Here is a 23,908-nt window from a genome sequence, read left to right as displayed (position 1 = left end):
CAGGTTATGTCGGGTATTCCGGGGTTTCTACGCGCCGAGGTCGAGCCATCGCGTGATGCCGATGGACTCCAGGAACGGCAGGTCGTGGCTGGCCACGATCAGCGCGCCCTCGTACGACTCCAGGGCCGACGTCAGCTGGGCCACGCTGGCGAGGTCCAGGTTGTTCGTCGGCTCGTCCAGCATCAGCAACTGCGGCGCCGGCTCGGCGAGCATCAGCGCGGCGAGCGTCGCCCGGAACCGTTCGCCGCCGGACAGCGTTCCGGCGAGCTGGTCCGCCCGCGCCCCCTTGAACAGGAAGCGGGCCAGCCGCGCCCGCACCCGGTTGTTCGTGGCCTGTGGCGCGAACCGGGCCACGTTCTCGGCGACGCTCAGGCGGTCGTCGAGGACGTCGAGCCGCTGCGGCAGGAAACGCAGCGGCACGTGTGCCTCCACCGCGCCGTCGGCCGGCGCCAGTTCGCCCGCGACGGTGCGCAGCAGCGTCGTCTTGCCCGAGCCGTTGGGGCCGAGCAGCGCGATCCGCTCGGGGCCCCGCAGCTCGAACTCGCCCGCCACGCGCGCCCCGTACACCGTCGTGATGTTGTGCAGGGACAGCACGGAGCGGCCCGGCGGGACGGCCGTGTACGGCAGGTCGACGCGGATCTCGTCGTCGTCGCGCACCGCCTCCACCGCCTCGTCGAGGCGTTCCTTCGCCTCGGCGAGCTTCTCCTCGTGCAGGATGCGGTGCTTGCCCGCGGAGACCTGGGCGGAGCGTTTGCGCAGCTTCATCACCGCCCTCGGCTCGCGTTTGGTGTCGTACATCTTCTGTCCGTACCGCTTGCGCCGCGCCAGCGTCACGTGTGCTTCGGTCAGTTCACGCTTCTGCTTCCTCCAGTCGGACTCGGCGACCCGCACCATCCGCTCCGCCGCCTCCTGTTCGGCGGCGAGGACCTCCTCGTACGCGGAGAAGTTCCCGCCGTACCAGGTGACCTCGCCGTCGCGGAGGTCGGCGATCTGGTCGACGCGGTCGAGGAGTTCACGGTCGTGGCTGACCACGATCATGACTCCGGACCAGCCCTCCACGGCCGCGTACAGGCGCCCTCTGGCGCGCAGGTCGAGATTGTTGGTCGGCTCGTCGAGGAGCAGCACGTCCGGGCGGCGCAGCAGCAGCGCGGCGAGGCGCAGCAGCACGGACTCGCCGCCGGAGACCTCACCGATGGTGCGGTCCAGGTCGACGTGGCCGAGACCCAGCTCGCCGAGCATGGCGCGGGCGCGCTCCTCGACGTCCCAGTCGTCGCCGACGGCGGTGAAGTGCTCCTCCCGTACGTCGCCGGACTCGATGGCGTGCAGGGCGGCGCGGGTGCCGGCGATGCCGAGCGCCTCGTCGACACGGAGCGCCGTGTCGAGCGTGACGTTCTGCGGCAGATGACCGACCTCGCCGGTGACCCGCACGGTGCCGTCGGTCGGGGCGAGTTCCCCGGCGATGAGCTTCAACAGGGTCGATTTGCCGGATCCGTTGACGCCGATCAGGCCGGTGCGGCCGGGGCCGAAGGAGACCTGGAGGCCGTCGAGGACCGCGGTGCCGTCGGGCCAGGCGAAGTCGAGTGCGGTGCAGGCGACGGAGGCGGGGGCGGAGCCCGGAAAGCCGTGGGGATGTGACATGAGGCGACCTCGCGGTTGCTCGGTGGATGCGGTGGGATGCAACGCGTTCGAGACACCGCGGGGGGGGCGAGGGCCACAGAAGGAGGCCTGCTCCGGCGGGGAGGACGGCTCGGGAACCGAGGTCGCACACGCGCGAGGACATGGGTACGCGAAGGCGTGACACATGCGCGGTGTCTCAGGACCTCAGTGGAGCAACGTCCTTCTCCGATCGACGGCAACAGAACCGTCGACCAAGCTAGGAGCCCCTCAAGGGGCTGTCAAAGGAATTAATGGCGCGGTCCGCTCAGTAGCGCTCCGCTCAGTAGACGTCGCGCAGCAGCTCGTCCAGGTCGCCGTCCACGTCCACGTGCGCCGCCTCGTCGCCGACCGGGACCAGATCCGTCGTCTCCGCCAGGAAACGGCGCAGCTCACCGGTGCGCACATGCACGATCGCGGTGCCCTCCACCGCGTGGAACTCCAGGACCGTGCGGTCGTAGCCGTACGGCTTCACGCGCACGTCACCCGCGCCCGCCGGGCTCGTCACCCCGCTGGTGAGCAGCTCACGGGCGAAGGTCCAGCTCACCGCGACGCCTTCGAGGGTCGCCGGGGCCGGGAAGGACATGCGCACGGCGAACGGGTCACGCACGTCGTAACGCAGAGTCGCCGGGATGTGCGCCATGCGCGGCGCGGCGGCGACGAGACGGGCCTCGACGGCTTGCTCGATGACGGACAACGCCTGCTCCCTTGTGACGGCTGGACGGTGGGACTGCACGGCCTCACTTGACTAGACGGCGGAATGAGGGAATCCGTGCGCCCGAACCCGGTCGAAATTCGAGTGACCTGTGTCACCGGTTTCAACCTTGGTGCAGGTGTGACTGCCGACACCATCGGGATGCGGAAAAAAGGGCCGCGCTCTTGTGGCCCTCGTTGAAGTGTGCATGATCTACGGCTATGGCTACCGCCCAGCAGAGCGACCTGGAGAGCGCGGCGATCGGGCTGCGGGAACTGCGCAAGTCGTTCGGTGAGGTGCGTGCCGTCGACGGGGTGGACCTCGACGTGGCCGAGGGCGAGTTCTTCTCGCTGCTCGGCCCCTCCGGGTCGGGCAAGACGACCGTGCTGCGGCTGATCGCCGGCTTCGAGACCCCCTCGGGCGGCGCGGTCCGGCTCGCGGGGGAGGACGTGACCCGGCGCGCGCCCTTCGAGCGCGACGTGACCACCGTCTTCCAGGACTACGCCCTGTTCCCGCACATGAACGTCGAGCGGAACGTCGCGTACGGCCTGAAGGTGCGCGGCGTCCCCCGCGAGGAGCAGGCCGAGCGGGCCCGCGCCGCCCTGGCGTCCGTGCGCCTCGACGGATTCGGCGGCCGCAGGCCGGGGCAGCTCTCCGGCGGTCAGCGCCAACGCGTCGCGCTGGCACGGGCGTTGGTGGTGCGCCCCCGCGTGCTCCTCCTCGACGAGCCCCTCGGCGCGCTCGACCTCAAGCTCCGCGAGCAGATGCAGGTCGAGCTGAAGGAGTTGCAGCGCGAGGTCGGCATCACCTTCGTCCTCGTCACCCACGACCAGGCCGAGGCCCTCTCCCTGAGCGACCGCGTCGCCGTGATGAACGCGGGCCGCGTCGAACAGGTCGGCACGCCGAGGGAGTTGTACGAGAACCCCGCCTCGGCCTTCGTCGCGTCCTTCGTCGGCACCTCGAACACGGTCACCGGACCCGCCGCCGAACACCTCGTGGGCAAGCCGGGCACGTTCGGCATCCGGCCCGAGAAGATCCGCGTCCTGCGCCCCGGCGCCGAACGGGACGGCGACGACCACAGCGAGGCGCCCGGCACCGTCGCCGACGCCGTGTACCTCGGGGACAGCACCCGCCTCGTCGTCGACACCGACGCGGGCGTGCGCCTCGTCGCCGTACGGCAGAACACCGGAGCCGCCGACGACCCCGCGCAGGCGCCCGCCCCGCCCGGTGCCCGCGTCCTGCTGCGCTGGCACCGCCGCCACAACGTCCCCCTGCACCCCGCAAGTTGACCCCCCGACGAACCGACCAGGGAGTGTTCACGTGCGCGCAACCCGAACCCTGATGGCCGCCACGGCGCTCGGCGGGCTGCTGCTCGCCACCGCGTGCGGCTCCTCCGACGGCGACGGCGGTAGTGGCGCCAAGGGCGCACCCGGCGGGCAGGGCTTCACCCCGCCGAAACTGTCCGCCCCGAAGTCCCTCGGCGAGACCGAGGGCAAGGTCAACCTCATCGCCTGGGCCGGGTACGCCGAGGACGGCTCCAACGACCCGGACGTCGACTGGGTGCACCCCTTCGAGAAGCGGACCGGCTGCCAGGTGAGCACCAAGGTCGCCGGAACCTCCGACGAGATGGTCAACCTGATGAAGACGGGCCAGTACGACGCCGTCTCCGCGTCCGGCGACGCGTCCCTGCGGCTGATCGCCTCCGGCGACGCCGCCCCGGTCAACACCGACCTCGTGCCGAACTACAAGGACATCTTCCCGGGCCTGAAGATGCAGCCCTGGAACTCCGTGAAGAAGGTCGCGTACGGAGTCCCGCACGGCCGCGGCGCCAACCTCCTGATGTACCGCACCGACAAGGTCAAGCCGGCGCCCGACTCCTGGAAGGCCGTCTTCGAGGACGCCGGGAAGCACAAGGGCCGCGTCACCGCCTACGACTCGCCGATCTACATCGCCGACGCCGCCCTCTACCTGATGAAGACCCAGCCGGACCTCGGCATCAAGGACCCGTACGCCCTCGACCAGAAACAGTTCGACGCCGCCGTGAACCTGCTGAAGAAGCAGAACGCGAACGTCGGCGAGTACTGGAGCGACTACCTCAAGGAGATCTCCGCCTTCAAGAGCGGCGACTCCGTCGTCGGCACCAGCTGGCAGGTCATCGTGAACACCGCCCAGGGCGAGAAGGCCCCCGTCGAGGCGGTCCTCCCGAAGGAGGGCGCCACCGGCTGGTCCGACACCTGGATGGTGTCCGCCAAGGCCGAGCACCCCAACTGCGCCTACAAATGGCTCGACTGGATCGTCTCGCCGAAGGTGAACGCCCAGGTCGCCGAGTACTTCGGCGAGGCACCCTCCAACGCGAAGGCCTGCGACGAGACCAGCGACCCCAAGCACTGCGCCACCTTCCACGCCGACGACGCCGCGTACTGGAAGCAGGTCCACTTCTGGACCACGCCCATCCCGCAGTGCCTCGACGGCCGCACCGGCACCTCCTGCGTGCCGTACGCGAAGTGGGTGCAGGCCTGGACGGAGATCAAGGGGTGACGTGCCGCCGACGATGAAGAGCGCGGCCGGGACGCTGCACCGCAGCCCCCGGCTCCGCCTGACCCTGCTGCTCGCCGCGCCCCTGACGTGGCTGGTCGTCGCCTACCTCGGCTCGCTCGCGGTCCTCTTCCTGTCCGCCCTGTGGACCACCGACCCGTTCACGTCGGACATCGTGCGCACCTGGACGCTGGACAACTTCACCGCGCTGCTCACGACGGACGTGTACCGCCAAGTGGCGCTGCGCAGCGTGGGAGTCGCCCTCGGCGTCACGGCGCTGTGCGTCGTCATCGCGTTCCCGATCGCCTTCTTCACCGCGCGCGTCGCCCGGCCCCGGTGGCGTCCGCTGCTGGTCGTGGCGATCCTGACGCCGCTGTGGGCGAGCTACCTGGTGAAGGCGTACGCGTGGCGGGTCATGCTCGCCCAAGAGGGCCTGCTGGACTGGCTGTTGAGGCCGTTCGGACTCGACGGGCCCGGCTACGGCCTCGTCGCGACCGTGCTCGTCCTGACGTACCTGTGGCTGCCGTACATGATCCTGCCGATCCACGCCGGGCTCGAACGCGTCCCCGACAGTGTGCTCGACGCCTCCGCCGACCTCGGCGCCCGCACGTGGCGCACCTTCCGCACCGTACTGCTGCCGCTCGTGCTGCCGTCGGTCGCGGCGGGCTCGGTGTTCACGTTCTCGCTGAGCCTCGGCGACTACATCGCGGTCCAGATCGTCGGCGGCAAGACGCAGTTGATCGGCAACCTCGTCTACTCGAACATCACGCTCGACCTGCCGCTCGCCGCCGCCCTCGGCACGGTCCCGGTCGTCGTCATCGTCCTCTACCTGCTGGCGGTGCGCCGCACGGGCGCGCTCAGCAGCCTCTGAGGCCCCCAGGCCCTCCAGGCAGAAGGAGTCCGTGGTGCACCTGTCCCGCCCGGCGCGCATCGCGCTCCGCGTCGCCGCCGTCCTCGGCTTCACGGTGATCTACGTGCCGTTGCTGCTGGTCGTCGTCAACTCGCTGAACCCGGAACGGAGTTCGAGCTGGCCGCCGTCCGGCCTCACCCTCGACTGGTGGGGGGCCGCCTTCCGCAGCGCGGGCGTGCGCGACGCGCTGTGGACGTCGGTGAAGGCCGGGATCGGCGCCACGGCGATCGCCCTCGTCCTCGGCACGCTCGTCGCCTTCGCGGTGTCCCGCTACCGGTTCTTCGGCCGCGAGGCGATCTCCTTCGCGGTGGTGCTGCCGATCGCGCTGCCCGGCATCATCACGGGCGTGGCGCTGAACACGGCGTTCCGTACGGTCCTGGAACCCATCGGGATCGGCCTCGGCCTGTTCACCGTGATCGTCGGCCACGCCACGTTCTGCGTCGTGGTCGTCTTCAACAACGTGGCGGCCCGGCTGCGGCGCCTGCCCGGCTCGTACGAGGAGGCGGCGATGGATCTGGGCGCGAGCCCGCTGCGCACGTTCCGCGACATCACGTTCCCGCTGACGCGCTCGGCGCTCGCGGCGGGCGGCCTCCTCGCGTTCGCGCTGTCCTTCGACGAGATCGTGGTGACGACGTTCACGGCGGGGGCGGGCGTCCAGACACTGCCGGTCTGGATCTTCTCCAACATGGCCCGCCCCCAGCAGGCCCCCGTGGTCAACGTGGTGGCCGTCGTCCTCGTCCTGCTCTCCGTGATCCCCGTCTACGTCGCCCAGCGCCTGTCCTCGGACACGGCGGCGGGCAGCCGCGTGTGACGGCCTACTTCAGGGTGTCCGCGAAGAGCGGCACCACGTTCTTCAGCGCGTACCGCACCGACAGGACCGAGTCCGTGGCGAACGCCGAGCTGATGTTCTTGTCGTCGAAGACGAGCGAGTGACCCTTCTTCGCCGCGGGGATCGCCTGGTAGAGCGGGTCGCCGCTGATCTTCTTCGCGGTGGTGCCGATGGGCGCCATCACCATGAGGTCGGCGTCCAGCATCTGGAGGTTCTCCTCCGACACGGGCACGGAGAACGCGCTGCCGGCCTTCTTCTCGACGGCCGGGTTGTTGTCGAAGCCGAGCCGCTCGACGAAGTCGATGCGACCGGTGCCGCGCACGTAGGCGCCCCAGGCGGAGGCGGTGCGGGAGCCGACCGTGATGGTCTTGTCCTTGAACTCCGGGTGGGCCTTCGCCGCCGCGGCGAACTCCTGCTCGGTGTCGTCGATCAGCTTCTCGCCCTTGTCGGCGAGGCCGAGGGCCTGGGAGACCATCTCGGTCTGCTTCTTCCACGACAGCTTGTACTGGTCGCCGCCCTTGGGCACGCCGACCGTCGGCGCGATCTTGCTGAGGGTGTCGTAACGGGTCTGGTCGCCGCTGGACTTGGTGTCGAGGATGAGGTCCGGCTTGAGCGCCGCGATCTTCTCGTACTCGGGCTCCAGCGTGCCGATCTTCTGCGGCGACTCGTCGTACTTGCCCTTGGCCCACGGGCCCGTGCCGTCGCCGCCGAACGCCAGCCAGTCGCTCGCCCCGACCGGCTGCACGCCGAGCGCGAGCGCGGTCTCGGCGTCGCCCCAGCCGAGCGCGACGACCCGCTGGGGGCGCTCCTTGACCGTGACGGTGCCGAACTTGGTGGACACCTTCGCCGGGAAGGCGCCGGAGGACTTCGCTCCGGCGCTCTTCGAGGAGTCGCTCTTCTCGGCGCCGCACGCGGCGAGCGAGCCGGTCAGGACGAGGGCGGCGGCGCCGATCAGAAGGCGGCGGGGGGTGGTTCTGGGCATGGGTGTGTTCTCTCTCTGAGCGACGGGCGACGAGCTGCGAGTGGGTGAGGGGACGGGGGCTACTGAATGTGGTGGCGTCCCATCGGCACGATCAGCGGTGTGCCGGACGCCGGGTCGGGGATGACGGTGCTGCGCAGCCCGAAGACCTTCTCGACGAGGTCCGCGGTGACCACGTCGGCGGGCGCGCCCTCGGCGACGATCCGGCCGTCCTTCATGGCGATGAGGTGATCGGCGTATCGGCAGGCCAGGTTGAGGTCGTGGAGGACGACGACGAGGGTGACGCCGCGCTCCTTGTTGAGGTCGGTGATCAGGTCGAGGACGTCGAGCTGGTGGCTGATGTCGAGGTAGGTCGTCGGCTCGTCGAGCAGCAGCACGTCCGTCTCCTGCGCGAGCGCCATCGCGATCCACACGCGCTGGCGCTGGCCGCCGGAGAGCTGGTCGAGCGGCCGGTCCGCGAGGTCGAGGACGTCGGTGGCGGTCAGGGCGGCGGCGACCGCCTCGTCGTCGGCGGCCGTCCAGCGGCGGAACCAGCCCTGGTGCGGGTAGCGGCCCCGGCCCACCAGGTCGGCGACGGTGATGGACTCGGGCGCGACCGGCGTCTGCGGCAGCACGCCGAGCACCGCGGCGACCTCCTTGGTGGAGGTCGCGTGCAGGTCCCGCCCGTCGAGCAGGACCGTGCCCGCCGTCGGCGTGAGCAGCCGCGCCATCGAGCGCAGCAGCGTCGACTTGCCGCAGGCGTTGGGGCCGACGACCACGGTGATGCGGCCCGGTGGGACGTCGACGTCGAGGTCGGAGACGATCCGCCGCTCGCCGTAGCCGAGTTCGAGGCCGTGGGCCTGCAAGGTGTGCGGGGATGCCACGGTCTTCTCCTTGGTGGTGGTCATGGTCAGCCGCCCGTTCCGGCGCGGTTGGAGCGGGCGAGCAGCCACAGCAGGTACGGGGCGCCGATCACGCTCGTGACGATGCCGACCGGCAACTGCGTGCCGGGCACCAGGTGCTGGCCCGCGAAGTCGGCGACCGCCACGAGCAGCGCCCCGGTCAGCGCCGACGGCAGCAGCGCCGCACCCTGCCCCGGCACCAGGCGGCGCGCGATCGGCGGGGACACGAACGCGACGAAGCCGACCGGGCCCGCGGCGGCCGTCGCCACGCCCGCGAGGGCGGTCGCGCAGGCGAGGAGGGCGAGCCGGTCCCGCTCGACGCGCGCGCCGAGCCCGCCCGCGGTGTCGTCGCCGAGTTGCAGCGTGCTCAGCGCGCGGGCGGCGAGCACGGTCAGCGGCAGGAGCAGCACGGCGGCCCCGAGCAGCGGCCAGAACTGCGGCCAGGAACGCCCGTTGAGGCTGCCGGCCAGCCACAGGAATGCGGTCTGCGCCTCGGGCGCGTCCGAGCGCGTCATCTGGTACGAGATGAGGCTGGACAGGCCGGTGCCGACGCCGAGCCCGATGAGGACGAGCCGGTAGCCGGTGACGCCCTTGCGCCAGGCGAGCAGATAGACGGCGGCGCCCGTGACCAGCGCGCCCGCGAGCGCGACCAGCGACAGGGCCGGACCGCTCAGCCCGGCGATCGCCCCGCAGAGCACGGCGGCCGCGCCCGCGCCGGAACTCACTCCGATGATGTCGGGGCTGGCCAGCGGGTTGCGCAGCAGCGTCTGGAAGACGGCGCCGGACAGGCCGAAGCAGCAGCCGACGAGCAGCGCCAACAGGGCGCGCGAAAGCCGCAGTTCGAGGACCACGAACCGCGTGCCGGTGTCGCCGCCGCCGAACAGGGTGCGCACGACGTCGCTCACGGGGAGCGGGTAGTCGCCGAAGCTGAGCGAGACGCACAGCGCGGCGAACGCGGCGGCGGCCAGCACGGCGCAGACGACGGTGAACCGGGCGCGCCCGCGGCGGCGTACGGCGGCGACGCGCGCCACGGCGGGACGGAGGTCGACGGTCACAGCTCCACCATGTTTCTGCGGCGCACCAGGACGACGAAGGGGATCGCGCCGAGCGCCGCCGTCATCACGCCGACCTGCACCTCGCCGGGGCGTGCGACGACGCGCCCCGCGATGTCGGCGAGGAGCAGCGCGGCGGGCGCGAGGAGCGCGCTGTACGGCAGGATCCAGCGGTGGTCGGGGCCGGTGATCAGGCGGGCGGCGTGCGGAACGGCCAGGCCCACGAAGGCGATCGGTCCCGCGACGACGGTCGCCGCCCCGCACAGCAGCACCACGCACGCCGCGGCGGCGAGCCGGGCCAGGGCGATCCGCTGGCCGAGGCCGCGGGCGGTGTCGTCGCCGAGGGCGAGGGTGTTGAGCTGCGGCCCGAGCGCGAGCGCGAGGAGGCTGCCCACGACGATGAACGGCAGCGCCTGCCACAGCACATCGGGCTCGCGCCCGTTCAACGAGCCGACCTGCCAGAACCGGAACTGGTCGAACGTGGACCGGTCGGTGAGGAGCATCGCGCTGGTCACCGAGCCGAGGGCGGCGGCCACGGCAGCGCCGGACAGGGCCAGTTTCACGGGCGTCGCCCCGTCGCGGCCCAGGCTGCCGACCCCGTAGACGAGGAGGGCGGCGAGGCAGGCGCCGAGGAAGCCGAACCAGATGTACTGCGCGGGGTCGGTCAGCGCGAGGACGCTGATGGCGAAGACGACGAAGACGGAGGCGCCCGCGTTCACGCCCAGCAGGCCCGGATCAGCGAGGGGGTTGCGGGCGATGCCCTGCATCACGGTGCCCGCGAGCCCGAGCGCCACCCCGGCGAGGAGCCCGGCGACCGTGCGCGGGACGCGGACCTCCCGCACGATCAACTGGGCGCGGTCGGCGCGGTCCGGGTGGAACAGGCCCGCCAGGACGTCGCCGAGGGGGACGTCGCCGGAGCCGACGACGAGGCTGAGCAGAACGGCGCCCGCGAGCACGAGGGCGAGCGGCAGCAGTCCGGCCGCGAGGGCGTTGCGGGATCTTCGCGTGGTGTCGCGGGAGCTCCGCGCTATGAGTGGCACCGTTCCGTCCTGTTCACCTGGGGCCGCGCAGCGGCAGGCACCGGAACGGAGCGCTCCGGGCGTTAGGGGAGCCTAACCTAACATCGGATAAGGTACGGGAATCAATCACACTGGACTCGAACCCATCACCCTGGACCCAGGAGTCGGCTTGTCGCACGCCCCGGACACCCTCGCGCCCCGCACCGCCCGACTGCCCGAGGGATACGAGGAGTTGCGCTCCCCGCAGCAGCTGCGCGAGATCCTCGGTGAGCCCTGGCCCATCGTGATCGAGAAGGTCCACGCGGAACTCACCGAGAAGGACCGCGCGTTGCTGGCCCGCTCACCGTTCTGTCTCCTCGCCACGTCCGACGCCGAGGGCAACTGCGACACCTCGCCGCGCGGCGACGGCCCCGGTTTCGCGCACATCGTCGACGACCGCACCATCGCCCTGCCGGACCGCCCCGGCAACCGCCGCGGCGACAGCTTCCACAACATCCTCCAGAACCCGCACGCGGGCCTGCTCTTCCTCATACCCGGCACCAAGGACGTGCTGCGCATCAACGGCCGGGCCCGCATCCTCACCGACGCCCCCTTCTTCCCCGACATGGCCGTCAAGGGCGCGCCCCCGAGCCTCGCCCTGCTCCTCGACATCGACGAGATCTACCTCCACTGCCCCCAGTCGCTGCGCCGCGCCGGACTGTGGCAGCCGGAGACCTGGGGGAGCGGCGCCTGAGCGGGGCGGACCGCACGCCTAGACTTGCCCCCGTACGGACGACGGCGGAGCGAGCGGTGCGGGACAGGAGTGGGCCAGTGGTGGCAGGGGCAGGGCGGTTCGAGGATCCGTCGGCTGACGTGCTCGCCGAGGCGGCCGAGGCGTTCGCCCTGCTCGCCTCGCCGGTGCGCCTGCACATGGTGTGGGCCCTCGCGCAGGGCGAGAGCGACGTGAGCGGGCTCGCCGAGCGGGTCGGCGGCGCGCTGCCCGCGATCAGCCAGCACCTCACCAAGCTGAAGCTCGCGGGCCTCGTCCGGTCCCGCCGCGAGGGCCGCCGGCAGGTGTACTACGTCGACGCCCCCGATGTCGTCAGCGTCGTCCACCTCATGATCGGCCAGCTCGCCGAGCGCGCCGAGCAGGCGCAGGCGCCGGTGCGCCGCCTGCGTGGCGCGGGGGCCTGAAGGCCGGCCCGTGGCCGTCTTCGACTCGGCCGAGCGGACGCGGCTGCCCGCACCCCGCCCGGAACCGCACCCCGCGGGCGGCCGCACCGCACTCCAGACGCTGCGCGCCCTGGACACCGGACCGCGCGGACTGACCACGGACGAGGCCGAGGCACGCCTGGCCCGGTACGGCGGCAACACGCTGCCCGCCGCCCGGCCCCCCTCCTGGCCGCTGCGGATGTGGCGCAGCCTGCGCGATCCGTTCACCACGGTGCTGTTCTGCCTCGGACTCGTCTCGGCGCTCGTCGCCTCCTGGGGCACGGCCTGCGTCATCCTCGCCCTCGTCGTCGTCAGCAGCGTGCTGCGCGCGCACGGCGAGTACCGCGCCGACCGGGCGGGCGCCGGGCTGCGCGAACTCGTCGCCGGTACCGCGAGCGTCCAGCGCAGGGACGCACCCGGCGCCGAACCCCGGGTGCGCGAGATCCCCGTCGACGACCTCGTGCCCGGCGACGTGGTCCGGCTCGCCCCCGGCGGCCTGGTCCCCGCCGACGTACGCCTGCTGAAGGCGCGCGGACTCACCGTGCACCAGGCGGCCCTGACCGGGGAGTCGGCGCCCGTGCCGAAGGAACCGGCCGACCTGCCGGACGCCGGGACCGAGGACCACCTGGCGTTCCAGGGCAGCAGCGTCGCCTCCGGCAGCGGCACCGCCGTCGTCGTCGCCACCGGCGCCGACACCCGCTTCGCCGCCGTGCGGGGCACCCGGCACCGGCGCCCGCCCAGCGCGTTCGACCGCAGCGTGCACGGCATCTCGTGGGTGCTGATCCGCTTCATGCTGCTGACGCCGCCGCTGGTACTGATGGCCAACGCGGCGCTGCGCGGCCGGGGCCTGGAGACCCTGCCGTTCGCCGTGGCCGTCGCCGTCGGCCTCACCCCCGAGATGCTGCCGGTCATCGTCACCATCTGCCTGGCCCGCGGCGCCGCCCTCCTCGCCCGCTCGCACGGCGTCATCGTCCGCCGCCTCCCGGCCCTGCACGACCTCGGCGCCGTCGACGTGCTGTGCGTCGACAAGACCGGCACGCTCACCAGCGACCGCCCCGTCGTCGACGCCGCCCGCACCGACCCCGACGCCCTGCACTGGGCGGGCGCCTCCGCCTGGTGGACCCTCCAGACCGCCGAACTCACCGACCCCGACCCGCTCGACGAGGCGCTGCTCGCGGCGACCGGGCCCGACGACTGGGACGCCTACGACGGCCTCGACGCCCTGCCCTTCGACCCGGTACGCCGTCTCGCCACCGCCGTTCTCAAGGAACCCGGCACGCTCGGCGTGCACCTCCTCGCCGTGAAGGGCGCCGTCGCCGAGGTCCTGGAACGCTGCGCGCTCGACGAGGACGAGCGGGCCGCGCTGCACGAGCGGGCCGGCGACCTCGCGGCCGAGGGCGTGCGGCTGCTCGCCGTGGCCACCGCCGAGCGCACCGCCCGCACCCGCGCCTACACCCCCGCCGACGAGCGCGCCCTGACCTTCCGCGGCTTCGTCGCCTTCCACGACGCCCCGGCCGACACCGCGCGCGACGCCGTCCGCGCCCTCGGCGAGCGCGGCGTCACCGTCAAGGTGCTCACCGGCGACCACCCGGCCACCGCGACGCGCGTGTGCCGGGACGTCGGGATCGAGCCCGGCACGGTCGTCGTCGGCGCCGACATCGAGCACCTCGACGACGAGCGGCTCGGTGAACTGGCCGACCGCACGGTCGTCTTCGCCCGCTGCACCCCCGAGCACAAGGCCCGCGTCATCACCGCGCTGCGCGGCCGCGGCCACACCGCCGGGTTCCTCGGCGACGGCGTCAACGACCTGCCCGCGCTGCGCGCCGCCGACGTCGGCGTGTGCCCCGCCGGAGGCGTCGACGTGGCCCGCGAGAGCGCGCACGTCGTCCTCGCCGACAAGGACCTCACGGCCCTGGAGCACGCGGTCGTGGCGGGCCGGCACTCCAGCGCGAACATAGCGTCGTACCTGCGGATCACGCTCTCCTCCAACCTGGGCAACGTGATCGCGATGCTCGCCGCCGGCCTGCTGCTGCCGTTCCTGCCGATGCTGCCGCCGCAGGTCCTCGTGCAGAACCTGTGCTTCGACGCCGCCCAGCTCGCGCTCGCCTTCGACCGGCCCCGCACGGCCGTGCTGCGCCGCCCCACCGTGCTGCGGCCCCGGCCCTTCCTGCGCTTCATCACCGGGTTCGGCGTCCTCGGCGCGCTCGCCGACCTCGCGACCTTCGGGGCGCTCGCGCTGTGCCTGCCCGGCTCCCTCGACCTCGGCGACGCGCAGGGCTTCCACGCCGGGTGGTTCACCGAGAACCTGCTCACCCAGGCCCTCGTGATGCTCCTGCTGCGCACCGGACGGCAGGCCGCCGAGGGCCGCACCCCGGGCCCGGTGCGCTGGGCGGCCACCGGCCTCGCCGCGATCGGTGTCCTGCTGCCGCTGACCCCGGTCGGCCCCTGGCTGGGCGTGACGGCGCTGCCGCCGCTGTACTACCCGCTGCTCGCGGCGATCCTCGCGGCGTACGCGCTCGCGCTCGTGTGCCTGCGCCGCCGGGCCGGTCAGCCGTAGGACAGGTGGGAGCAGATGTCCTGGTCGGCCGAGCGCGCCGTGTCGGCCACGCCCGAGGGCACCGCCGTCGGCGTCGGCGCCGGGGAGGCCGCGCTGCCGGGCGCGTAGTCCGCGCCGAGCACCACGCTGATGCCGGGGCCGGTGCCCGCGGTGACCTCCGCGTCCGGGAACAGCCGGGCGACGGCGGTGGCGTGGGCCTTCTCGCCGGGGCCGTAGGTGATCGTGGTGGTGGGACTGTTCTGCTCGGCGGCGTTGCCGGTCGCCGTGACGGTGAAGTCGTGGCCGGTGAGCGCGGCGGCGGCGTCGGCGGCGAGGCCCGGGGTGGGGGTGCCGTTGTAGACGGTGACGGAGACGCCCTCGCCGGAGACCTCCCCGGTGGCGCTCGCCCCGGGCGAGGGGGAGGACTTCGCCTTGCCGCCGCCCTTCGTGCCGCTCGCGTCCTTGCCGTCGAGGGTCCGGCCCGCCTTGAGCGACGCCCACAGCGCGTTCGCGTCCGGCTGCACGACGGCGACGCGATTGCCCTCGTACTTCCAGGGGATGGTGACGAACTTGGTGTTGTGCAGGTCGACGTTCTTCAGTGACATCGCGAACGCCAGCAGCTTGTCCGCCGAGCCGAGGCCGGGGTCGACGGTCATCGACTTCGTGGCGGCGTCGGCGAGCGGCAGCAGCTTGGTGGGGGTGAAGCCGTCGGTCTTGATCTTCTTGATGAGGCTGGAGACGAAGGACTGCTGGCGCTGGATGCGGCCGATGTCGGAGCCGTCCCCGATGCCGTGCCGGATACGGACGTAGTCGAGCGCCCGCTGCCCGGAGACCGTCTGCTCGCCCTTCTTGAAGAGGCGCTTGCCCTGGGTGGGACGGTTCGGGTTGAGGTCGTTCTGGTAGACGTCGTTCGGCAGGCACACCTCGACGCCGCCGACCACGTCGGTGAGCTGGGCGAAGCCCTTGAAGTCGACGACGACGGTGTGGTCGACGCGCAGCCCCGTGAGCTTCTCCACGGTGTTCTGGGTGCAGGCCGGGTTGCCCGCGGCGGTCTCGCCCGTGGAGTACGCGGCGTTGAACATCACGTGGGTCCGCGTGCTGCTCCACGTACCGTCGGGGAGCTTGCACGGCGGGATCGTGACCAGGGTGTCGCGGGGGATGGAGACACCGACGGCGTGCCGGTGGTCGGCGTAGACGTGCAGCAGGAACGCGGTGTCCGAGCGGCCGATGTCGTCCTTGTCGCCGCCGCCGAGCTCACTGTTTCCGCCGGTGCGCGCGTCGGTGCCGATGACCAGCACGTTCTCGCCCTTCGACGTGTCGGCGGGCCGGTTCTTGGACAGGCCGTCCGCGCCGAAGGTGTCGATGTTGCCGTTGAGCTTCAGATACAGCCAGCCCGCGCCGGCCGTGATCAGGACGAGGAACGCCAGCCCCGTGATGAGCGTGATCCGCATCCGGCCCCGCTTGCGCCGTCGCCCCATACCCCTGCCCTTGCTCTCGGCCGACCCGAAGGTTGTACAGTTGCGCAATGTAGCAAGCCAAACCATGAACGGAGGTGGGGGCCGTGTTCCGCAACGCACTGGAGCCCTGGCACCTGTTGGTCCTGGGAGTCGTGATCATCCTGCTCTTCGGATCCAAGAAGCTGCCGGACACCGCACGCTCCGTCGGCAAGTCCCTTCGCATCCTCAAGAGCGAGGCCAGAGCCATGAAGAACAGCGAAGAGTCGTCCGGACCACTTTAATCATTGCGCAATTGTTCGAACCGACATGGAGGTATCAGCAGTGGGGATTTCCCTGGCCAAGGGCGGCAATGTCTCGCTCAGCAAGGAGGCGCCCGGCCTGACCGCGGTAGTGGTGGGCCTGGGCTGGGACGTGCGCACGACGACGGGTGCCGATTACGACCTCGACGCGAGCGCCCTGCTGTGCGACGCGTCCGGGAAGGTGCTCTCGGACAGCCACTTCATCTTCTACAACAACCTCACCAGCCCGGACGGCTCCGTCGAGCACACCGGCGACAACCTCACCGGTGAGGGCGAGGGCGACGACGAGAGCGTCAAGGTGAACCTCGCCGGGGTGCCCGCCGAGGTCGACAAGATCGTCTTCCCGGTGTCGATCCACGACGCCGAGACGCGCGGCCAGAGCTTCGGCCAGGTCAGCAACGCGTTCATCCGCGTCGTCAACCAGGCGGGCGGCACCGAGATCGCCCGCTACGACCTGTCCGAGGACGCCTCCACCGAGACCGCGATGGTCTTCGGCGAGCTGTACCGGCACGGCGCCGAGTGGAAGTTCCGCGCCGTCGGCCAGGGCTACGCCTCCGGCCTGCGCGGCATCGCCCAGGACTACGGCGTCAACGTCTGACGCTCCCGCCCTCCCGGGATGCGCCGCCCGCCCGCCCGCCGTGCCGGGCAGGCGGCGCGTCCGTATCCCCGTCCGCCCGACCAGAAAGCACCGCATGTCCGTGAACCTGGCCAAGGGCCAGCAGATCAGCCTCAGCAAGGACACCGGCGACGCGCTCACCGTCGTCCGCATGGGACTCGGCTGGCAGGCCGCTCCCCGCAAGGGCTTCCTCGCCAAGCTGACCGGCACCCGCGAGATCGACCTCGACGCCTCCGCCGTGCTCTTCGCCGGCTCCGGCTACAGCGACGTCGTCTTCTTCCGCCACCTCGTGAGCAACGACGGCTCGGTGCGCCACAGCGGCGACAACCTCGTCGGCGGCACCGGGCAGGCCGACGACGAGTCCATCACCGTCGACCTGCGGCGCGTCCCGCCCGAGGTCGACCAGATCGTCTTCACCGTCAACTCCTTCACCGGGCAGACCTTCACCGAAGTGGCCAGCGCCTACTGCCGCCTCGTCGACGAGACCACCGGCCAGGAACTCGCCCGCTACACCCTCACGGGCGGCGGCAACCACACCGCGCAGATCATGGCCAAGGTCCAACGGGACGGCGCGGGCTGGAAGTTGAGAGCGCTCGGAGAGCCGGCGGCGGGCCGGACCTTCCAGGACCTGATGCCCGCGATCAGCCGCCACCTGTGAGCCTGACGGCGGCCGCGCCCCGCACCGGGGCGCGGCCGGTCACGGCGCGCGACGCGTTCCACGACAACGCCAAGTACCTGGCGATCGTCCTGGTCGCGATGGGGCACGCGTGGGAACCGCTGCGCGACGACAGCAGGGCCGCCGCCGCGCTCTACCTCACGGTCTACGCCTTCCACATGCCGGCGTTCATCGTCATCTCCGGTTATTTCTCACGGTCGTTCGACGCGAGCCCGGGGCGCCTCAAGCGGCTGATCACGGGCGTCGCCGTGCCGTACGTCGTCTTCGAGGTCGCCTACACCTTCTTCAAGCGGACGGCGGGCGACGATCCGGGGTACCCGATCAGCCTGCTCGACCCCTGGTACCTGACGTGGTTCCTCGTGGCGCTCTTCGTCTGGCGTCTGACCACGCCGCTGTGGAAGGTCGTCCGGTGGCCGCTGCCGCTGGCGCTCGCCATCGCGGCGCTCGCCTCGGTGTCGCCCAGTATCGGCGACGACCTGGACCTCCAACGGGTCCTTCAGTTCCTGCCGTTCTTCGTGCTCGGCCTGTGCCTGAAGCCCGAGCACTTCCAGCTGGTGCGGCGCAGGGAGGTGCGGATCCTCGCCGTGCCGGTGTTCGCGGCGGCGCTGCTGTTCGCGTACTGGGCGGTGCCCCGGATGAACACGGCGTGGTTCTACCGCCGCGACAGCGCCCAGGAGTTGGGCGCCCCCGGCTGGACCGGCGTGGTCATGACCCTCGCCATGTTCGGCTGTTCGGCGATCCTCGTCGCGTGCTTCCTCGCGTGGGTGCCGGGCCGCACGTTCTGGTTCACCGCGCTCGGCGCGGGCACGCTGTACGGCTACCTGCTGCACGGCTTCCTCGCCAAGGGCTCCCGGTTCTGGGACTGGTACGAGGCGGCCTGGGTGCACACCCCGTGGGGCGAGATCGTGGTGACGCTCCTCGCCGCGGCCGTGATCACCGCGCTGTGCACCCCACCGGTGCGGCGGGTCTTCCGGTGCGTGGTGGAGCCGCGGATGGACTGGGCGTTCAGGCGGGACCCGGGCCGTCCGTGAACCCGGCAGGTCCTAAGGTCGGGGCATGACCACGATCACGGGGATCCCCGACGGCTGGCCGGCGGACGAGGACACGGCGCGCGGCGTGCAGGACGCGCTGCGCGGCCGTGTCGTGCTCGGCGAGGCCGGACCGCCGCCCGGCACCGGCACGGTCACCGGGATCGACGTCGCCTACGACGACGAGCGCGGCGTCGTCGCCGCGGCCGCCGTCGTCCTCGACGCGGCGAGCCTCGCCGTGGTCGAGGAGGCGACGGCCGTCGGCGACGTCGCCTTCCCCTACGTACCCGGCCTGTTGGCGTTCCGCGAGATCCCGGCGGTCCTCGGCGCCCTTCAGGCGCTGACCACGGACCCGGGGCTCGTCGTCTGCGACGGATACGGCCTCGCGCACCCGCGCCGCTTCGGCCTCGCCAGCCACCTCGGCGTGCTCACCGGACTGCCCACCATGGGCGTCGCGAAGAACCCGTTCGTCTTCTCCCACGGGGCGCTGGGCGAGCGCCGGGGGAGCGCGGCGCCGCTGCTCGACGGCGCCGAGGAGGTCGGCCGCGCCCTGCGCACCCAGGACGGCGTGAAACCGGTGTACGTCTCCGTGGGCCACCGGATCTCGCTCGACACGGCGTGCGCGCAGACGCTGGCGCTCACGCCGAGGTACCGCGTCCCGGAGACGACCAGGAGGGCCGACCGCCTGTGCCGGGACGCGCTCGCCGCGCTCAGAGCCTGTGAACAAACCCCCGTCTGCGCTGCGACGTCCGGCACGCACGCTCGCGGCGTTGCCGAACCGCCCGAGTAGCTCCGCTACTAGGACGCTCCGGCGCCTTGCGATCGCACGCACCGGACGCCGCAGCGCCCGCCCTTCGGGCGGACGACGGGGGTTTGTTCACAGGCTCTCACCGCTCGGCCGCGACCCGGAACGTGATCCCGGCCTTCGTCAGCCGCTCGATCAGCGCGTCGCCCATCGCGGCGGCCGTCGTCACCTGCCCCGCGGTGTCCGGGAGTTCGTCCTGGGCGAGGCACATCGCGGACTCGGCGAGCATCTTCGCGGTCTCCTCGTAACCGGGGTCGCCGCCCGACACCTCGGTGTACACGCGGCGCCCGCCGCCCTCGCCCACGAACCGCACCGAGAACCAGCTCTTGGCCCGGCGCGCCTCGTCCGGCCCGTCGCCCGGCTTCATCCGCCCGCTCAACCACCGCCGCACCGGCGGCACTTGGGCCGCGGCGAACAGCGTGCTCATCCCGACGACGCCGCCCACCGCGAACGGCAGCGTCTTCACCGCGGCGTAGTGCCGGTAGCGGAAGTCCGGGCCGTAGCGGGCGACGGCCCGCGCCGAGCGCTGCACCACCTGCGGGTCGATCGTCGGCAGCGGCAGCGCCCAGGCGCCGACCTCCTTGGCGAACCGCGGGGTGCCGGTCGGCGCGTACGCCGTGCGCTCGACGGTGCGCGGCTCGTGGCGGCGCCGCTCCGCCTGCGCGGCGAGCATCTGCCGGGCCCGCGAGAACTGGTTCAGGGCCGAGGCGAACGTGCCGCCGGAGAACGTCGCGTTGGACCGCACGAAGCCGTCGATCCGCAGCGGGACGCCCTCCGGCAGCTGCTTGACCGTGAAGTACGCGCCCAGGTCGTGCGGGATCGAGTCGAACCCGCAGGCGTGCACGATGCGGGCGCCGGTCTCGCGCGCGCGGGCGTCGTGCCGCACGTACATGTGGTCCACGAACTCGGGCTCGCCCGTGAGGTCCACGTAGTCCGTGCCGGCCTCCGCGCACGCGGCGACGAGACCCTCCCCGTACTCCAGGTACGGGCCGACGGTCGTCGCCACCACGCGCGCGTTGGCGGCGAGTTCGCGCAGCGACGCCCGGTCCGCGACGTCCGCGCGGACCAGCGGGAGCACCGCGCACTCCGGGTTGATCTCGGTCAGCCGCTCGCGCAGCCGCTCCAGACGTACGGTGTCGCGCCCGGCGACGGCCCAGCGCAGCCCTTCGGGTGCGTGCGCCGCGAGGTACTCGGCCGTGAGCACCCCCACGAAGCCCGTCGCCCCGAACAGCACCACGTCGTACGTCCTGCCCGCTGCCGTGTCCGTCTTGCTCATGACACCCCTCACCTGCGTCGCGCGCCGTTGTCGGTGGCCGAGGCTAGCGTGCGGGGTGGGGCGGCGGCAGCGGGGCCCCTCCGTCCCGGCGCCCGGTCAGGCGCGCTTCGCGGAGGCCGCGGCGATCTCCTTGAGGTCGACGGTCTCGTCGGCCGAGGGCTCCTCGGGGCGCACCTTCTTGTCGTAGTCGCTGAAGGTGGCGCTGTTCGGGTTCTGCCCGCCGCTCGACGTGGTGCGCAGAATGTACGGCTTGCCCTCGGCGGCGACGTACAGCGACAGCGTCTCGCCCCCGGAGGCCTTCTTCGTCAGCCGGACCGCCTTCTCACCGCCCACCTCCGTCGTCCCGGCCTTCTTCATCCCCTTGCGCTCGGACTTGTCCTCGTCCATCGACGCGACCAGCCCCTGCTTGTCGCACAGGCCCTGCGTCATGGAGTCGTCCGCCGGGGTCTTCACCCACTTGTCCTTGAGCTTCGGCACGATCTTCGCGGCCTCGGGCTGGCCCTTCAGCGACGTCTGCCAGTACTTCTCGTCGCCCCGCAGGTAGAGCGTGCCGTCGAGATGTCGCACGTCGGCCGTCGCGCCGGCCATCGAGACGGTGCCCTCGCAGTTCTTGCTCTGGTCCACGGTGAGGTCGACGGTGACCTTTCCGCCCGCCTTCTGCTGCGTCGTGCCCTTCACGTGCATCGAGTCGGCCTGTCGCGTCGCCTTCACCGCGTCGGCCGCGATGCGGTCCGCGCTCTTGCCCGCGAAGGGGTCGTCCGAGCCCTTGCCGTCGCTGCCGCCGCATGCCGTGAGCCCGAGGGCCGAGATTCCGGCGATCACCGTCAGAGCCACTGCGCGCTTGCCGTGCCCCATTTTGTCTCCTTACGGATCCGTTCGAATCCGGCCGATTTGTGAGTAACTTCCGTGGGAAATCCCCGAATACCCCGTTGATTCAGGTGGTCACCGGAACGGGACTGATCACTTGTGGCGGCAGTGACCGGCCGGGTGGCCCCCGGCCTTCCCGCGACGGCGGAAATTGGCTAAGCGCTTGCTCGCCAGGGGCTTGTGCCGATGCGCGCGGGTTCATAGCATCACTGGTGTTACATCAGTTGTGTCACAAGCTGGGGGCGTGCGGAATGGCAGTGGCAGGCACGGAGACCGGTGGCGGACGCGGCGGCCGGCAGGGCGGTCCGCTCGCCGGGGTGCGCGTGGTGGAGCTGGCCGGGATCGGCCCCGGCCCCTTCGCCGCGATGCTCCTCGCGGACCTCGGCGCCGACGTCGTACGCGTCGACCGGCCCGGCGGGCAGGCGCTCGGGGTGCCCCCGGAGTACGACGTCACGAACCGCAACAAGCGCTCCGTGGTCGTCGACCTGAAGGCCGAGGACGGACCCGCGCGGGTGCTCGACCTCGCCGCGCGCGCCGACGTGCTCATCGAGGGCTACCGGCCGGGCGTCGCCGAGCGGCTCGGCGTCGGACCCGCCGAGTGCCACCGGCGCAACCCGAAGCTGATCTACGGCCGGATGACCGGCTGGGGCCAGGAGGGCCCGCTCGCCCAGCGCGCCGGACACGATCTCGGCTACATCGCGCTGACCGGCGCCCTCGGCCTGACCGGCGACCCGGACCGCCCGCCCGTCGCCCCGGCGAACCTGCTCGGCGACTACGCGGGCGGCTCCCTCTACCTGGTCGTCGGCGTCCTCGCCGCCCTCCACCACGCCCGCGACACCGGTACCGGACAGGTCGTCGACGCCGCGATCGTCGACGGCACCGCGCACCTCAGCACGATGATCCACGGCATGCTCGCGGCGGGCGGCTGGCAGGACCGGCGCGCCGCCAACCTCCTCGACGGCGGCGCCCCCTTCTATGGCACGTACGAGACGGCCGACGGCCAGTACATGGCGGTCGGCGCCCTGGAGCAGCAGTTCTACGCCCAGTTCGCCGAGCTGCTCGGGCTCGGCGAGGCCGCCGACGCGCGCGGCGACCTGTCCCGCTGGGGCGAGCTGCGCGAGGCCGTCGCCGCGCGCTTCAAGGAGCGCACGCGCGACGAGTGGACGGCCGTCTTCGAGGGCTCCGACGCCTGCGTCGCGCCCGTTCTCTCGCTGCGCGAGGCCCCGCACCACCCGCACCTCGCCGCCCGCGGCACCTTCGTCGAGCACGGCGGCCTCACCCAGCCGGCGCCCGCGCCGCGCTTCTCCGCCACCCCCACCAGCGTCCACTCGGGACCCGCCCGGCCCGGCGCCGACACCGCAGACGTCGCGCTCGACTGGGACGTACCGGCCCTGAACGAGCCCACCAAGAAAGGCAGTTGATCGCGAGCATGGAACGACGCCTGTTCAGCGCCGAGCACGAGGCGTTCCGCGAGACCGTGCGCACCTTCCTCGCCAAGGAGGTGACGCCGCACTACGAGCAGTGGGAGAAGGACGGCGTCGTCTCCCGCGAGGCGTGGCTCGCCGCCGGGCGCCAGGGACTCCTCGGGCTCGCCGTGCCCGAGGAGTTCGGAGGCGGCGGCAACGCGGACTTCCGCTACCCGGCCGTCCTCGCCGAGGAGTTCACGCGCGCGGGCGTCTCCGGCCTCGCCGTCGGCCTGCACAACGACATCATCGGCCCGTACCTCACCTCGCTCGGCACCGACGAGCAGAAGCGGCGCTGGCTGCCCGGCTTCTGCGACGGCTCGCTGATCACCGCGATCGCCATGACCGAACCCGGCGCCGGATCCGACCTCCAGGGCATCCGCACCACCGCCGAGGACAAGGGCGACCACTGGCTGCTCAACGGGTCGAAGACCTTCATCTCCAACGGCATCCTCGCCGACCTCGTCATCGTCGTCGCCAAGACGACGCCCGAGGGCGGCGCGCACGGCCTGTCGCTGCTCGTCGTCGAGCGCGGCATGGCGGGCTTCGAGCGCGGCCGCAATCTCGACAAGATCGGCCAGAAGGCCCAGGACACCGCCGAGCTGTTCTTCAACGACGTGAAGGTGCCCAAGGAGAACCTCCTCGGCGAGCTCAACGGCGCGTTCGTGCACCTGATGACGAACCTCGCGCAGGAGCGCATGGGCATCGCCGTCGCCGCGATCGCCGCCGCCGAACACCTCCTGGAGATCACCACGACGTACGTGAAGGAGCGCGAGGCCTTCGGGCGGCCGCTCGCCACGAAGCAGCACATCCGCTTCGAGATCGCCGAGATGGCCACCGAGTGCGCCGTCACCCGCACGTTCCTGGACCGCTGCATCGAGGACCACTCGGACGGGCGACTCGACGCCGTGCACGCGTCGATGGCCAAGTGGTGGGCCACCGAACTGCAGAAGCGGGTCGCCGACCGCTGCCTCCAACTGCACGGCGGCTACGGCTACATGACCGAATACCGCGTCGCGAAGGCGTTCACCGACGGGCGCATCCAGACCATCTACGGCGGCACGACCGAGATCATGAAGGAGATCATCGGGCGTTCGCTGCTGTCCTGACCCCGCACACCACCCTCCGGCACACCCTCTGTT

23 protein-coding genes are annotated in these 23,908 nt (G+C 71.9%); 14 read left to right on the top strand and 9 right to left on the bottom strand.

Features of this window, described 5'->3' with window-relative positions:
- Positions 1-27: 27 nt before the first annotated feature.
- Together ACYBSK_RS24635 and ssgD are read right to left on the bottom strand one after the other, a co-directional pair.
- Positions 28-1,638: an ABC-F family ATP-binding cassette domain-containing protein gene (locus tag ACYBSK_RS24635; protein WP_460243358.1), complete on the bottom strand. Its 1,611-nt coding sequence runs from the start codon at positions 1,636-1,638 to the stop codon at positions 28-30.
- A 298-nt stretch (positions 1,639-1,936) separates the two neighbouring features.
- A complete protein-coding gene (ssgD, locus tag ACYBSK_RS24630; RefSeq protein WP_460247092.1) occupies positions 1,937-2,296 on the bottom strand; it encodes a spore wall synthesis regulator SsgD in 360 nt (119 codons plus the stop codon).
- A gap of 296 nt (positions 2,297-2,592) precedes the next feature.
- Here ssgD and ACYBSK_RS24625 point away from each other — a divergent pair, with 296 nt between their 5' ends.
- From ACYBSK_RS24625 to ACYBSK_RS24610, 4 genes are read left to right on the top strand one after another with little or no spacing between them, the layout of a single operon-like run.
- A complete protein-coding gene (locus ACYBSK_RS24625) occupies positions 2,593-3,636 on the top strand; it encodes an ABC transporter ATP-binding protein (protein WP_460247091.1) in 1,044 nt (347 codons plus the stop codon).
- Positions 3,637-3,667: 31 nt separating this feature from the next.
- Positions 3,668-4,885 carry an ABC transporter substrate-binding protein gene (locus tag ACYBSK_RS24620; protein WP_460243357.1) on the top strand — a complete coding sequence of 406 codons (1,218 nt, stop codon included), beginning with the start codon at positions 3,668-3,670 and terminating at the stop codon, positions 4,883-4,885.
- Between the two features lie 13 nt (positions 4,886-4,898).
- Positions 4,899-5,753, top strand: a complete 855-nt coding sequence (locus ACYBSK_RS24615; RefSeq protein ID WP_460247090.1) for an ABC transporter permease — start codon at positions 4,899-4,901, stop codon at positions 5,751-5,753.
- Positions 5,754-5,787: 34 nt separating this feature from the next.
- On the top strand, positions 5,788-6,603 hold the full coding sequence (locus ACYBSK_RS24610; RefSeq protein ID WP_460243356.1) for an ABC transporter permease: 816 nt from the start codon (positions 5,788-5,790) through the stop codon (positions 6,601-6,603).
- A 4-nt stretch (positions 6,604-6,607) separates the two neighbouring features.
- Here the strand turns inward: ACYBSK_RS24610 and ACYBSK_RS24605 are convergent, their stop codons facing one another.
- From ACYBSK_RS24605 to ACYBSK_RS24590, 4 genes are read right to left on the bottom strand one after another with little or no spacing between them, the layout of a single operon-like run.
- The gene (locus tag ACYBSK_RS24605; RefSeq protein WP_460243355.1) at positions 6,608-7,603 is read right to left on the bottom strand and encodes an iron-siderophore ABC transporter substrate-binding protein; all 996 of its coding nucleotides are present in this window, start codon (positions 7,601-7,603) and stop codon (positions 6,608-6,610) included.
- Positions 7,604-7,662: 59 nt separating this feature from the next.
- On the bottom strand, positions 7,663-8,487 hold the full coding sequence (locus ACYBSK_RS24600; RefSeq protein WP_460243354.1) for an ABC transporter ATP-binding protein: 825 nt from the start codon (positions 8,485-8,487) through the stop codon (positions 7,663-7,665).
- 2 nt (positions 8,488-8,489) lie between these two features.
- Positions 8,490-9,536, bottom strand: coding sequence for a FecCD family ABC transporter permease (locus tag ACYBSK_RS24595; protein ID WP_460243353.1), 1,047 nt, complete (start codon positions 9,534-9,536; stop codon positions 8,490-8,492).
- A complete protein-coding gene (locus ACYBSK_RS24590; protein WP_460243352.1) occupies positions 9,533-10,573 on the bottom strand; it encodes a FecCD family ABC transporter permease in 1,041 nt (346 codons plus the stop codon). The genes ACYBSK_RS24595 and ACYBSK_RS24590 overlap by 4 nt, the downstream gene beginning before the upstream one ends.
- A gap of 148 nt (positions 10,574-10,721) precedes the next feature.
- Here ACYBSK_RS24590 and ACYBSK_RS24585 point away from each other — a divergent pair, with 148 nt between their 5' ends.
- From ACYBSK_RS24585 to mgtA, 3 genes are all read left to right on the top strand, one after another.
- Positions 10,722-11,285: an MSMEG_1061 family FMN-dependent PPOX-type flavoprotein gene (locus tag ACYBSK_RS24585; protein WP_457479381.1), complete on the top strand. Its 564-nt coding sequence runs from the start codon at positions 10,722-10,724 to the stop codon at positions 11,283-11,285.
- Between the two features lie 77 nt (positions 11,286-11,362).
- Positions 11,363-11,725 carry an ArsR/SmtB family transcription factor gene (locus ACYBSK_RS24580; RefSeq protein ID WP_460243351.1) on the top strand — a complete coding sequence of 121 codons (363 nt, stop codon included), beginning with the start codon at positions 11,363-11,365 and terminating at the stop codon, positions 11,723-11,725.
- 10 nt (positions 11,726-11,735) lie between these two features.
- Positions 11,736-14,300, top strand: coding sequence for a magnesium-translocating P-type ATPase (gene mgtA / locus ACYBSK_RS24575; protein WP_460243350.1), 2,565 nt, complete (start codon positions 11,736-11,738; stop codon positions 14,298-14,300).
- Here the strand turns inward: mgtA and ACYBSK_RS24570 are convergent.
- Positions 14,291-15,823, bottom strand: a complete 1,533-nt coding sequence (locus ACYBSK_RS24570) for an LCP family protein (protein ID WP_460243349.1) — start codon at positions 15,821-15,823, stop codon at positions 14,291-14,293. The genes mgtA and ACYBSK_RS24570 overlap by 10 nt on opposite strands.
- Positions 15,824-15,840: 17 nt before the next feature.
- Between ACYBSK_RS24570 and tatA the strand changes: the two genes are divergently transcribed.
- From tatA to ACYBSK_RS24545, 5 genes are all read left to right on the top strand, one after another.
- Entirely contained in the window at positions 15,841-16,017 is a 177-nt protein-coding gene (tatA, locus tag ACYBSK_RS24565; protein WP_460243348.1) for a Sec-independent protein translocase subunit TatA, read from the top strand.
- 40 nt (positions 16,018-16,057) lie between these two features.
- The gene (locus tag ACYBSK_RS24560) at positions 16,058-16,633 is read left to right on the top strand and encodes a TerD family protein (RefSeq protein WP_457479376.1); all 576 of its coding nucleotides are present in this window, start codon (positions 16,058-16,060) and stop codon (positions 16,631-16,633) included.
- A gap of 94 nt (positions 16,634-16,727) precedes the next feature.
- Positions 16,728-17,309 carry a TerD family protein gene (locus ACYBSK_RS24555; protein WP_460243347.1) on the top strand — a complete coding sequence of 194 codons (582 nt, stop codon included), beginning with the start codon at positions 16,728-16,730 and terminating at the stop codon, positions 17,307-17,309.
- Positions 17,306-18,358, top strand: a complete 1,053-nt coding sequence (locus ACYBSK_RS24550) for an acyltransferase family protein (protein WP_460243346.1) — start codon at positions 17,306-17,308, stop codon at positions 18,356-18,358. The genes ACYBSK_RS24555 and ACYBSK_RS24550 overlap by 4 nt, the downstream gene beginning before the upstream one ends.
- A 25-nt stretch (positions 18,359-18,383) precedes the next feature.
- Positions 18,384-19,145 carry an endonuclease V gene (locus tag ACYBSK_RS24545; protein ID WP_460243345.1) on the top strand — a complete coding sequence of 254 codons (762 nt, stop codon included), beginning with the start codon at positions 18,384-18,386 and terminating at the stop codon, positions 19,143-19,145.
- Between the two features lie 97 nt (positions 19,146-19,242).
- Here ACYBSK_RS24545 and ACYBSK_RS24540 read toward each other — a convergent pair whose 3' ends face one another.
- Together ACYBSK_RS24540 and ACYBSK_RS24535 are read right to left on the bottom strand one after the other, a co-directional pair.
- On the bottom strand, positions 19,243-20,436 hold the full coding sequence (locus tag ACYBSK_RS24540) for a saccharopine dehydrogenase family protein (protein ID WP_457479372.1): 1,194 nt from the start codon (positions 20,434-20,436) through the stop codon (positions 19,243-19,245).
- 96 nt (positions 20,437-20,532) lie between these two features.
- Positions 20,533-21,291 carry a hypothetical protein gene (locus tag ACYBSK_RS24535; protein ID WP_457479371.1) on the bottom strand — a complete coding sequence of 253 codons (759 nt, stop codon included), beginning with the start codon at positions 21,289-21,291 and terminating at the stop codon, positions 20,533-20,535.
- Between the two features lie 263 nt (positions 21,292-21,554).
- Between ACYBSK_RS24535 and ACYBSK_RS24530 the strand changes: the two genes are divergently transcribed.
- A complete protein-coding gene (locus ACYBSK_RS24530) occupies positions 21,555-22,724 on the top strand; it encodes a CaiB/BaiF CoA transferase family protein (protein WP_460243344.1) in 1,170 nt (389 codons plus the stop codon).
- Between the two features lie 8 nt (positions 22,725-22,732).
- Positions 22,733-23,875, top strand: a complete 1,143-nt coding sequence (locus ACYBSK_RS24525; protein WP_460243343.1) for an acyl-CoA dehydrogenase family protein — start codon at positions 22,733-22,735, stop codon at positions 23,873-23,875.
- Positions 23,876-23,908 lie beyond the last annotated feature (33 nt).

Source organism: Streptomyces sp. BYX5S, assembly GCF_054724165.1.
The sequence above is the reverse complement of the archived record's forward strand: the minus strand, read 5'-3'. Positions and strand labels throughout refer to the sequence as shown.

What these genes read in the sequence shown, in the direction of transcription:
- ACYBSK_RS24635 (WP_460243358.1), bottom strand. Translation starts at nt 1,638, where the DNA reads ATGTCACATCCCCACGGCTTTCCGGGCTCCGCCCCCGCCTCCGTCGCC.
- ssgD (WP_460247092.1), bottom strand. Translation starts at nt 2,296, where the DNA reads ATGGCGCACATCCCGGCGACTCTGCGTTACGACGTGCGTGACCCGTTC.
- ACYBSK_RS24615 (WP_460247090.1), top strand. Translation starts at nt 4,899, where the DNA reads ATGAAGAGCGCGGCCGGGACGCTGCACCGCAGCCCCCGGCTCCGCCTG.
- ACYBSK_RS24605 (WP_460243355.1), bottom strand. Translation starts at nt 7,603, where the DNA reads ATGCCCAGAACCACCCCCCGCCGCCTTCTGATCGGCGCCGCCGCCCTC.
- ACYBSK_RS24600 (WP_460243354.1), bottom strand. Translation starts at nt 8,487, where the DNA reads ATGACCACCACCAAGGAGAAGACCGTGGCATCCCCGCACACCTTGCAG.
- ACYBSK_RS24570 (WP_460243349.1), bottom strand. Translation starts at nt 15,823, where the DNA reads ATGGTTTGGCTTGCTACATTGCGCAACTGTACAACCTTCGGGTCGGCC.
- ACYBSK_RS24555 (WP_460243347.1), top strand. Translation starts at nt 16,728, where the DNA reads ATGTCCGTGAACCTGGCCAAGGGCCAGCAGATCAGCCTCAGCAAGGAC.
- ACYBSK_RS24545 (WP_460243345.1), top strand. Translation starts at nt 18,384, where the DNA reads ATGACCACGATCACGGGGATCCCCGACGGCTGGCCGGCGGACGAGGAC.
- ACYBSK_RS24540 (WP_457479372.1), bottom strand. Translation starts at nt 20,436, where the DNA reads ATGAGCAAGACGGACACGGCAGCGGGCAGGACGTACGACGTGGTGCTG.
- ACYBSK_RS24535 (WP_457479371.1), bottom strand. Translation starts at nt 21,291, where the DNA reads ATGGGGCACGGCAAGCGCGCAGTGGCTCTGACGGTGATCGCCGGAATC.
- ACYBSK_RS24530 (WP_460243344.1), top strand. Translation starts at nt 21,555, where the DNA reads ATGGCAGTGGCAGGCACGGAGACCGGTGGCGGACGCGGCGGCCGGCAG.
- ACYBSK_RS24525 (WP_460243343.1), top strand. Translation starts at nt 22,733, where the DNA reads ATGGAACGACGCCTGTTCAGCGCCGAGCACGAGGCGTTCCGCGAGACC.